At 75.3% G+C, this 6569-nt stretch carries 7 protein-coding genes; 3 read left to right on the plus strand and 4 right to left on the minus strand.

Annotated elements, in window-relative coordinates:
* Positions 1-13 precede the first annotated feature (13 nt).
* The 4 genes from QR78_RS25385 to QR78_RS25400 all read right to left on the minus strand — a co-directional run bounded on the left by QR78_RS25385 (position 14) and on the right by QR78_RS25400 (position 3156).
* Positions 14-1024 carry a GNAT family N-acetyltransferase gene (locus tag QR78_RS25385; protein WP_048430376.1) on the minus strand — a complete coding sequence of 337 codons (1011 nt, stop codon included), beginning with the start codon at positions 1022-1024 and terminating at the stop codon, positions 14-16.
* A 103-nt stretch (positions 1025-1127) separates the two neighbouring features.
* Complete coding sequence (locus tag QR78_RS25390) at positions 1128-2219, minus strand: CobW family GTP-binding protein (RefSeq protein WP_048430377.1); 1092 nt, start codon at positions 2217-2219, stop codon at positions 1128-1130.
* A 138-nt stretch (positions 2220-2357) separates the two neighbouring features.
* Positions 2358-2816 carry a GNAT family N-acetyltransferase gene (locus QR78_RS25395; RefSeq protein ID WP_053221079.1) on the minus strand — a complete coding sequence of 153 codons (459 nt, stop codon included), beginning with the start codon at positions 2814-2816 and terminating at the stop codon, positions 2358-2360.
* A gap of 73 nt (positions 2817-2889) precedes the next feature.
* Entirely contained in the window at positions 2890-3156 is a 267-nt protein-coding gene (locus QR78_RS25400; protein WP_244276349.1) for a hypothetical protein, read from the minus strand.
* A gap of 424 nt (positions 3157-3580) precedes the next feature.
* Between QR78_RS25400 and QR78_RS25405 the strand changes: the two genes are divergently transcribed.
* The 3 genes from QR78_RS25405 to QR78_RS25415 form a co-directional block, all read left to right on the plus strand.
* Positions 3581-4906, plus strand: coding sequence for a cytochrome c (locus tag QR78_RS25405; protein ID WP_048430378.1), 1326 nt, complete (start codon positions 3581-3583; stop codon positions 4904-4906).
* Between the two features lie 13 nt (positions 4907-4919).
* On the plus strand, positions 4920-5399 hold the full coding sequence (locus QR78_RS25410) for a (2Fe-2S)-binding protein (RefSeq protein ID WP_048430379.1): 480 nt from the start codon (positions 4920-4922) through the stop codon (positions 5397-5399).
* The coding region (locus QR78_RS25415) for a molybdopterin cofactor-binding domain-containing protein (protein WP_048430380.1) at positions 5396-6569 on the plus strand (1174 nt) is incomplete at its 3' end. The genes QR78_RS25410 and QR78_RS25415, both read left to right, overlap by 4 nt.

Here is a 6569-nt window from a genome sequence, read left to right on the forward strand (position 1 = left end):
GCAAGGCCTCGCGTCAGGCGCGCAGGCGCAAGAGCCGCCGCAGGTCCGTCCGCTGCCGCGGCGCCCGGACGGTCCCGGCCCGCTCCACCGTCACCACCGCCTCGATACGGGCGGGCTCGGCGGCCGAGACCGGCGCCTGAGCGAGGCACAGGCCGGCCTGGCGCCAGATCGTGTCGTGCCGTCCGGTCGCGAGGTGGATGGCGGCCGCCACCACCTCGCCGTCGCGCCGCACGAGATCGACGCAGGCCTGCCGCCGATGGGCGAAGCGCCGCGTCACCACCCGGAAGGCCGTGGCGGTCGCCGGGTCGGCAAGGAGGCTGTCCGCGCCGCGCCGCGCGTCGAGGACCAGGAAATGCTCGACCGCGTCGCGCAGCCGCGCCGGATCGCGCACCCGCTCCAGGGAGGTCCGGCCCGCCGGCAGGGTCAGGGGCGCCGGCACGGCCGCGCGCGGCGCGGCCTGCTCGGCGAGCGTGAGACGCCGCCCGGTGCCGCCCGCCGCCTCGCCCAGCGCGACCGCCAGGGTCGAATCGGGCCGCAGGTCCGGCCACAGCAGGTCGACGAGATGGAGCGGCGAGCCGCGCAGGTGGTCGAGGGCGGCGCGCAGGACGAAATTGGCGTATCCGGCATCGATCGCCGCTTCGGCGCTGCCGGCGAGCGGCAGGCGCCAGAGCCGGGCCCGTCCGGCCATGGCCTGGTGCGCCGGCAGACGAAGCGGCAATGCCCCGCGCAGGATCGGGGCCCGCGCCCCGTCCTGCCAGACCAGCAGCACCGCGAGGGTCTGCCCGTCGGCGAGGTGCTGGGCCATCGTCAGGGCGAAGTCGGGATCGGCGTAGACGCTCGGATCGAGCGCCCGCGCCATCAGGCTGCGCCAGGCCTCCACCTCCGGCTCCCGCAGCGAGGCGGGATGGCGCAGTTCCGCCCGCAGGCTCACCGCACCGGCCGCAGGCGCACCCTGGGTCAGCGCACCCTGGGTCAGCGCGCCCTGGGTCAGCCCGCCCTGGATCAGCGTGAAGGGAGTGCTCATCGCAGCCTCGTTCCGGATCATCCGTCCCGAAACGGGACGCGGGCGCTGCCCCTGCGGCCGTGCCGGGCGGAGCGCTTCAAGACCCGTGCCGGAGACGCGGGGCTCAACCCCCCGGGATCGCCAGCGGGTTGTCGGTCAGCGCCGCGGCGTCCGGCGCATCCACCGCCGGCCGGCCCAGGAAGGCGTCCCAGAGCCGGCGCACGAAGGCCGGATCGAGGTCGCGCACGATCAGCACCAGCCGCGAGCGGGTGTCGTCGTCCGGCCAGGCCGGCAGCACCGCCGGGGTGTGGACGACGTGCTGCACCCCGTGCACCACCACCGGCCGCCCCGGATCGTCGGCGAGCGCCACCAGCCCCTTGAGCCGCAGGAGCTTCGGCCCGTGGGCGGAGCGCAGCAGGTCGAGGAACATCTCGAAGGTGCCCCGCGGCACCGGCGCGTCGCTCACCAGGTGGAAGGCCCGGATCGCCGCGTCGTGCCGGTTGACGTCGTGGTGGTGGTGGCCGTGATGATGATGGTGGTGATCCTGCGCCTCGGCGCCGAGCCACGCCCGCACGTCGGCGACCTTGCCGTCGAGGTCGAACAGGCCGCCCAGGAAGTCGTCCGCCGGCGCGTCCGGCGCCAGGATCGGCGCAGCCGGATTGATCGCCGACAGGCGCGCGCGCAGGGCCGCGGCCTCCGCGCCCGGAAGGTCGGCCTTCGTCAGCACCAGCCGGTCCGCGACCGCGACCTGGCGCAGGGCCTCCGGGTGGGCATCGAGCGTGCCGGGACCGTTGACCGCGTCCACCACCGTGACCACGCCCTGGAGCGCGTACCGCATCGCCACGTAGGGGTGGTAGAGGATCGCGTGCAGGATCGGCGCCGGGTCGGCGAGGCCGGTGGTCTCGATCACCACCCGGCGGAACGGCTGGATCCGGCCGTTGTCGCGCTTGCGCAGCAGATCCTCGAGGGTCGCGATCAGGTCGCCCCGCACGGTGCAGCACAGGCAGCCCGCGCCGAGCAGGATCATCCCCTCGTCCACCGTCTCGATCAGCAGGTGGTCGAGCCCGACCTCGCCGAACTCGTTGACGATGACCACGGTGTCGGCGAGTTCCGGCGCCCGCAGCAGCCGGTTGAGCAGGGTGGTCTTCCCGGCGCCGAGGAAGCCGGTGAGGATCGTGAGCGGGATCGGCGTCGGGCGGCCGGGGGCGTCGGTCATGAGGTGCGGTCTCGGGTGAGGTCGTGAGGGCGTCGCGCCCTGCAGATGGGAAGCGGAATGGCCATGCGGGATGGGTACGCCGCCTGTCGAGGGCCGGCGGCCGTCAGCCCCGGCCACGCGGCCGGAACCGGATGCCCCTCACGGGAGGTCGCGCCGCATCAGCGCGTAGGGCTTGTCCCGGTACGCGAACCGCTCGACCGTCCGCCATCCGATCCGAGCATAGAGCGGCTCGGCGGTGCGGGTGTAGAGCCACAGCGTCGCGACACCCGACGCCGCCGCCTCGACCTCGATCGCGGCGACGAGCCGGACGGCGTGGCCGCGGCCGCGAGCGTGGGGCGGAACGTAGACGCCGGCGAGCCAGGGGGTGAGGTCGGGCCGCGGGTCGAGGTCGTGGGCGACCAGGCTCGCCATGCCGACGGGCTCGCCGCCGGCGAGCAGGACCAGCGTGCGGGGCATCGGGCCCGGTCCGGCAGCGGTCGCGGCCTCGGCGGCGGCGACCTCGGACAGGCTGCGGCCCTGGCCCCGCGCAAAGGCCTCCCAGCGCCAGCGCGCGGTGACGGCGGCGAGGTCGGGCCGCTCGGACGTGGCGACGATCATCGGCATCGCCGGTACGCGGGCCCGCCCCACGGCGCGAGCCGAGGTCGGAGGCCGCCCCATACCAGCCTTCGATTCAATGCCAGCCCTGGCCGAAGCGGCCGGTCGAATGCAGCAGGGTATGCCCGCAATCGAGGCAGAGGTAGCGGGTCTCGACACCGCCGCCGAAGGCTTCGACCACCGGCGTCGAGGCCACGACCATCAGGCGGGCATGGGGCCGCTCCTGCCAATGCGCGCGCATCTGGCCGCAGCAGGCGCGGCAGGCCGCGTCGTCCTCGCTCATCCGCGGTGGCCCGGGGCGGGCCTGGAAACTCTGCTGGGCCATGAAATTCTGACGGGCCATGAGATTCTGCTGGGCCATGAAATGCTGCCGAGCCGTACGGCGTCGGCCTCGTGCGGGGACGCCGCATCCGGACACGACCCCGGAGAGAATCGCCCGTCGGCCCCGCGGGATCGGCAAGATCGGGACCGGCAGGCCGGGCGGGCGAGGGATCGTCCGCACGACGGGACCGCGGCGCGGCTCCGCCGCCGGTCCATGACGGCCGAGCCTCACGGGGACCGCCGCAACAGCCCGGACGATAGCATTGTTTCGCAGGATTGCGGCAAGACCTTGCGGCAGACCGTGCGGTTCACCCCGGCGCTCATTCCGCCCGCGTCACCGCCGCCGCGGCGCGGGCGGGCCTGTCGCGGAACCTCGACGGGAGGCCCCGGTTGTCCCGCGTGCCGGAGGGTGCGCCCTCCATCGGAATCCTGTCGCGGGAGGGGCCGTGAGGCGTCGCCGGATCGCCGTCTGGCTGGGAGGGGCGGTCCTCGCCGCCGTCGCGGGCTTCGGGATCGCCGCGTGGCGCTCGCCCATCGCGCCGGGCGGCCCCGCCCCGGACGAGGTCGCGGCCGAACCGGTGCGCCGGGGCGCGGTCCTCGCCGCGCTGGGCTATTGCGCATCCTGCCACACGACGGAGGGCGGGCGTCCCTACGCGGGCGGCCGCGGGGTCGCGACGCCGTTCGGCACGATCTATTCGACCAACATCACCCCCGATCCCGAGACCGGGCTCGGCCGCTACACGCTCGCCGCCTTCGCCCGGGCGATGCGCGAGGGGGTCGACCGCGAGGGGCGCCATCTCTACCCGGCCTTCCCCTACACCCACTATGCCGGCCTGACCGATGCCGACATCGCCGCCCTCTACGCCTTCACGATGACCCGGGAGCCGGTGCGGCAGGCCGCGACCCCGAACGCCCTGCCCGCGCCGCTCTCCTGGCGCCCGCTGATCGCCGGCTGGAAGCTGCTCTTCGCCCGCGCCCCGGCGAGTCCGGCCGACCCTCGCCGCTCGCCGGACTGGAACCGCGGCGCCTACCTCGCCGAGGCGCTGAGTCATTGCGGCGCCTGCCACACCCCGCGCAACCTCCTGGGCGCCGAGATCCGCTCCAAGGCCTATGCGGGCGGCGAGGCCGACGGCTGGTGGGTCCCGCCGCTGGACCGCTCGTCGCCCTCGCCCCTCGCCTGGAGCGAGGACGATCTCGCCCGCTACCTCGCCGAGTGGGACCCGCAGCACGGCGGTGCCGGCGGGCCGATGCGGCCGGTGGTCGAGGCGCACCGCACCGTGCCGGCAGGCGAGATCCGGGCGCTCGCCGCCTATGCGGCGACGCTCTACGGCCCGGGCCCCGCCGGCAGCCGCACCGGCCCGGTCGACCAAGCGGTCCCGGAGAACGATCCGGCGCTGGCCCGCGGGGCCGCGACCTATGCGGGCGCCTGCGCGACCTGCCACGAGAGCGGCGGCGGTGCGGCCGGCGGCGTGCCCTACACCTCCCCCTCTCTCGGTCACCGCACGACTCTGCGGGCGCCCGACCCGCGCAACCTGATCCTGACCCTGCGCGATGGAATTTCACCGCGAGAGCATGCGCCGGGGCCGATCATGCCGGCCTACGGGACGATGCTGACGCCGGCCCAGATGACCGACCTCGCCGCCTACCTGCGGGCCCGCTTCAGCCCGGACGGGCCGTGGCCCGACCTCGACGGGACGGTGCGGCGGCTGATGCGTGAGACGGCCCGGCCGGAAGTCCGCAAGCCGGGCGCCAGAGCGGAGGCGACGCCGTGAGGAGATACCGCCGATGCCGACCCTGACGGTGAACGGCCGGGCCCGGACGGTCGCGGCCGAGCCCGACACCCCGCTGCTCTACGTCCTGCGCGACGAGCTGGGGCTCAACGGCGCCAAGTTCGGCTGCGGGCTCGGCCAGTGCGGCGCCTGCACGGTGGAGGTCGAGGGCCGGGCGGTCCTCTCCTGCCTCACCCCGATCGGCGTGCTGGAGGGGCGCCCGGTCACCACCGTCGAGGGCCTGGGCTCGCCGGAGGCGCCGGGGCCGCTCCAGGCCGCCTTCATCGCCGAGAACGCGGCGCAATGCGGCTACTGCATCGCCGGCATGGTGATGCGGGCCCACGCCCTGCTGCGGGCGAACCCGCATCCGAGCGAGGACGAGATCCGGGCAGCCCTGCGGCTCAACCTGTGCCGCTGCGGGACCCATATGCGGATCCTCGCCGCGGTGCGGCGGGCCGCCGGGGAACCCGGCCCGGCCGCGGGAGGCGGGTCGTGACCGCGCTCACCCGCCGGGCGCTGCTCGTCGGCGGCGCGCTCCTCGTCGGGGTCGGCCCGGCCCGGGCGGCGCTGCCCGGCAGCCTGTCCGAGGCGCCGCGGATCGACGCCTGGATCCGCCTCGACCCGGATGGCAGCGTCACGGTGCTCACCGGCAAGGCCGAGCTCGGCCAGGGGATCAAGACGGCGCTGATTCAGGTCGCCGCGGAGGAACTCGGGCTCGATCCGGCGGCCCTCCGCCTCGTCACCGCCGACACCGAGCTGACCCCGGACGAGGGCTACACCGCCGGCAGCCACTCGATGCAGGATTCCGCGACCGCGATCCGGCTCGCCGCCGCCGCCGCGCGGGCGCTCCTCGTTCAGGCGGCCACGTTCCGACTGGGCCTGCCGGCGGAATCCTTGAGCGTGGCGGACGGGATGGTGGCGGCGCCGGACGGGCGCCGGCTGCGCTTCAGCGAGCTGGCCGCCGAGGTCGATCTCGACGCGCCGGTGCCCGAGGCGATGGCGTTGCGCGTGCCTGCGGCCCATACGGTCGTCGGCCGGCCGCTGCCCCGGGTCGACATCCCCGCCAAGGTCGCGGGCGGACCGGCCTACGTCCAGGACATCCGCGCGCCCGGCATGGTGCATGCCCGGATCCTGCGGCCGCCCCGCCCGGGCGCCCGCCTCGTCGCGCTCGACGCCGATTCGGTAGAGGCCCGGCCCGGGGTGATCCGGGTCCACCGCGACGGCGACTTTCTGGCGGTGCTGGCCGAGCGGGAATACGCGGCCGTGACCGCGATGCGGGCGCTCGCGGCGCACGCCGTCTGGCAGGGCGGCACCCCGGTGCCGGAGCCCGACGCGCTGTTTGCCGACCTCGCGGGGCGGGAGGCCAAGCGCACGATCATCCACGAGGCCGGCGCCGGCACGCCGGTGCCGGCGGGGCGCACGATCACCGCGCGATACCGCCGACGTTACCAGATGCACGGCTCGATCGGCCCGTCCTGCGCGGTGGCGGAGTTCGACGGCACCCGCCTCACCGTCTGGTCGCACGCGCAAGGGATGTTCCCCCTGCGCAAGGCGCTGGCCGAGATGCTGGCGCTGCCCGAGGCACAGGTGCGCTGCATCCACGTCGAGGGCTCGGGCTGCTACGGCCATAACGGCGCCGACGATGCGGCGGGCGACGCGGCGTTGC

The sequence above is a fragment of the Methylobacterium indicum genome (assembly GCF_001043895.1).
In the GTDB taxonomy this organism is placed as follows: Bacteria; Pseudomonadota; Alphaproteobacteria; order Rhizobiales; family Beijerinckiaceae; genus Methylobacterium; species Methylobacterium indicum.